The organism is Mycobacterium colombiense, from assembly GCF_001672755.1.
In the GTDB taxonomy this organism is placed as follows: domain Bacteria; phylum Actinomycetota; class Actinomycetes; order Mycobacteriales; family Mycobacteriaceae; genus Mycobacterium; species Mycobacterium colombiense_C.
In genome coordinates this window covers 1-2931 of sequence record NZ_LZKI01000129.1, presented here as the reverse complement: position 1 = coordinate 2931, position 2931 = coordinate 1, and the positions used below count along the sequence as shown (strand labels likewise).

At 66.2% G+C, this 2931-nt stretch carries 4 protein-coding genes; all 4 read left to right on the top strand.

The annotated features are described in order from the left end of the window. Nucleotides 1-30 precede the first annotated feature (30 nt). On the top strand, nt 31-837 hold the full coding sequence (locus A5708_RS17560) for a carboxymuconolactone decarboxylase family protein (protein ID WP_065029849.1): 807 nt from the start codon (nt 31-33) through the stop codon (nt 835-837). Nucleotides 838-863: 26 nt separating this feature from the next. Beyond that, nucleotides 864-2327 (top strand): aldehyde dehydrogenase family protein, encoded by a 1464-nt coding sequence (locus tag A5708_RS17555; RefSeq protein WP_065029848.1) that lies wholly within the window; start codon nt 864-866, stop codon nt 2325-2327. Between the two features lie 89 nt (nt 2328-2416). After that, on the top strand, nt 2417-2629 hold the full coding sequence (locus A5708_RS17550) for a hypothetical protein (RefSeq protein ID WP_065029847.1): 213 nt from the start codon (nt 2417-2419) through the stop codon (nt 2627-2629). Nucleotides 2630-2674: 45 nt separating this feature from the next. Continuing rightward, nucleotides 2675-2931 (top strand): hypothetical protein (locus A5708_RS17545; RefSeq protein ID WP_155766060.1); only part of this gene is annotated, 257 nt, incomplete at its 3' end.

Below are 2931 nucleotides of genomic sequence, written 5' to 3'. Positions count from 1 at the left end.
ACGCCGGTGTCACAATCCGCTAAGGCCCCGATGCGCGACGGCGCGCGACATGAACGCGGGGTGCGCACCTTCGCCGAGGTGATGACGTTCGATCCGCCCGATGGCGACAGTCCGTACGCGGGCGGACTGATCGACTTTGTCTTCGGCGAGGTGTGGTCACGGCCGGGCCTCAGCCGCCGCGATCGACGGTTCGTGACACTGGCCTGCGTCGCGGCCGCCGACGCGCAGACCCCGCTGGAACAACACGTCTATGCCGCACTCAACAGCGGCGACCTCACGATCACCGAAATGCGGGAAACCGTGCTGCATTTCGCGGTCTATGCGGGCTGGCCGAAGGCGTCTCGGTTCAACATCGCGGTAGACATGCAATGGGCCAAGATCGCCGAGGCCCGCGGCGAGGCACCCCCTCCCCCGGAACCGTTGCTGCCGCTGGTCACCGCCAGCGACCCCGAGCAGCGGCTGCAAGGCGGCGAGGAATCTTTCCGGGAGATCAACTGCCTGCCGTTCGCGCCGATGCGCGACAACCCGTACTCGGGTGCGGGCATTCTGAACTTCGTCTTCGGTGAGATGTGGCTGCGCCCCGGCCTGGGGATGAAGGAACGCCGGTTGATCACCGTGGCCTGCGTCGCCTTTCAGGACGCCGAAATCCCGATCATGTCGCACGTGTACGCGGCGCTGAAGAGTGGCGACGTCTCCTTCGACGAGATGGACGAACTCGCACTGCAGTTCGCGGCGTACTACGGCTGCGCCAAGGCCGAATACCTCAACCAGGTGATCGCGGAACAGAAACAGCGCGTGACGGCCGAGCGCCGGGCCGAGCACACGTCCGTCGGCTGACACCACAACGAAGGAAAAAATCCGCCATGACGGCAACCGCGTCCACGCCCGCGCTCTCAGGTGCGCTACTCATTGGCGGAGAACGTATTAGCACGGCATCGGGCGGCGACTATGAGCACGTCTACCCCGGCACCGGCCGACCCAACGCGACCATCCCCCTGGCCGGCGAGAACGAGATCGACAGGGCGGTCGACAGCGCCTGGGAGGCGCACCGGGAATGGGTGTCCTATCCCGTCGACCGCCGTCGCGATCTGCTGTTCGGGTTGGCCGATGTGGTGCGCGACCACTTTGCCGAGCTGACCGAACTCAACGTGCACGATTACGGCGTCCCGGTCTCGGTGGCCGGTAACTCCGTGCTGACCGAACGATTCCTGCGTTACTACGCCGGTTATGCCGACAAGACGCACGGGGCAAGCACTCCCGTCGCCGGCGCGTTCGACGTCAATCTCGTCGAACGCGAACCCTACGGCGTCGTCGGTGTCATCGCGCCGTGGAACGGGCCGCTGGTGGTCGCCGGCGCGGCGGTGGCGCCCGCGCTCGCGGCGGGCAACGCGGTGATCCTCAAACCCTCCGAGCTTGCGTCGTTGGCGCCCTTGCGCTTTGGTGAACTGTGCATCGAAGCCGGTCTGCCGCCGGGACTGGTGAATGTGTTGCCCGCGGGCCCGGAAGGCGGCGACGCGCTGGTGCGTCATCCGCGGGTCGGCAAGATCCACTTCACCGGCGGCCAGGCGACCGCCCAGAAGGTGCTGCAGGCAGCGTCGCACAACCTCACCCCCGTGACGGCCGAATTGGGCGGCAAGTCCGCCTATCTCGTGTTCGCCGACGCCGACCTCGACATGGCCGCCGTCATCGCCGCGCACCAGGGGCCGATCACCCAGGCCGGCCAGAGTTGTGCCTGCGCCTCGCGGATCCTGGTCGAGGCATCCGTGTATGTCCGCTTCGTGGAGAAACTCGTGGCGACCGTGCAGGCCGCCAAGGTCGGTGATCCGCTGCAACCCGATGTGGTGCTTGGTCCCGTCATCACCGAAGCCGCCGTCGAACGCATCCTCGGGGTCATCGACCGGGCGGTCAGCGAACGGGCTGGTGATCTGGTCACCGGCGGACGGCGACTGGGTGGCGAGCTGGCATCCGGCTATTACCTCGAGCCGACGATCTTCACCAACGTCGACAACCGTTCGTCGCTGGCGCAGACCGAAACCTTCGGGCCGGTGGCGTCGGTGATGCCCTTCGGCGACGAGGCGGAGGCGGTCCGGATCGCCAACGATTCCCGCTACGGTCTCAATGCCCTCGTGGCGACCTCCGACCTGGAACGTGCACACCGGGTTGCGCGTCAGCTACAGGCGGGCTCGGTGTGGGTGAACAGGCACAGCGACATCGAACCCCAGGGCCCCTACGGCGGCTACAAACAGAGCGGGTTCGGGCGCACTGGTGGAGTCGAAGGCCTGTACGAGTTTCTGCAGGTGAAGAACATTCGCATCGGCATGAGCTGACGTCCTCGAATTTCAGCCCCAACCGGCAGTGGTTGCCGTGAAATATCGTGCAAACCAAGTATTTCCGCTAAAGGGGTAGAGTCGCGGGCATGAATTTGGTCGAGTGGCTCAGGACGCCTCGCTACCTGCGGACGCGTTTCATGATGGAAACGCGGCCGTTGAACCGCCTGGAAATGGAGATCGTGTTCCTCGAGGTCGCCGGCCGCGACGCGCTGGTACGCCTGCCCGTGGCGTTCATGATTCTGCCGAAGAGCCCGCGCCCCTGGCGCGATGGCCCGGTCAACCCGGAGCAGGTCAAGTAGCGGCTCCGCATCGGCACGCGCGTCGCTGCGGCGGGACCACCGACGGTGACCGTCGACAACCCCTACTGGGACGCGGTCAAGGACTGCGTCGAGACCGACAGCGTCGGCGGCAACCCGGTGGTCGGCTATTTCAGCCTGGACCGCACGGTCGAAGAGAACATGGCCCGCTCGCCGAACCGGCAATGGCTGGTACGCCGCTACTGCTGGACCATCCCCGATCCCGACACCGTGCAGTTCGTGGCCGACCACGCCGAAGGCAGGTTGCTCGATCCCATAGCGGGCACGGGTTATTGGGCCTACCT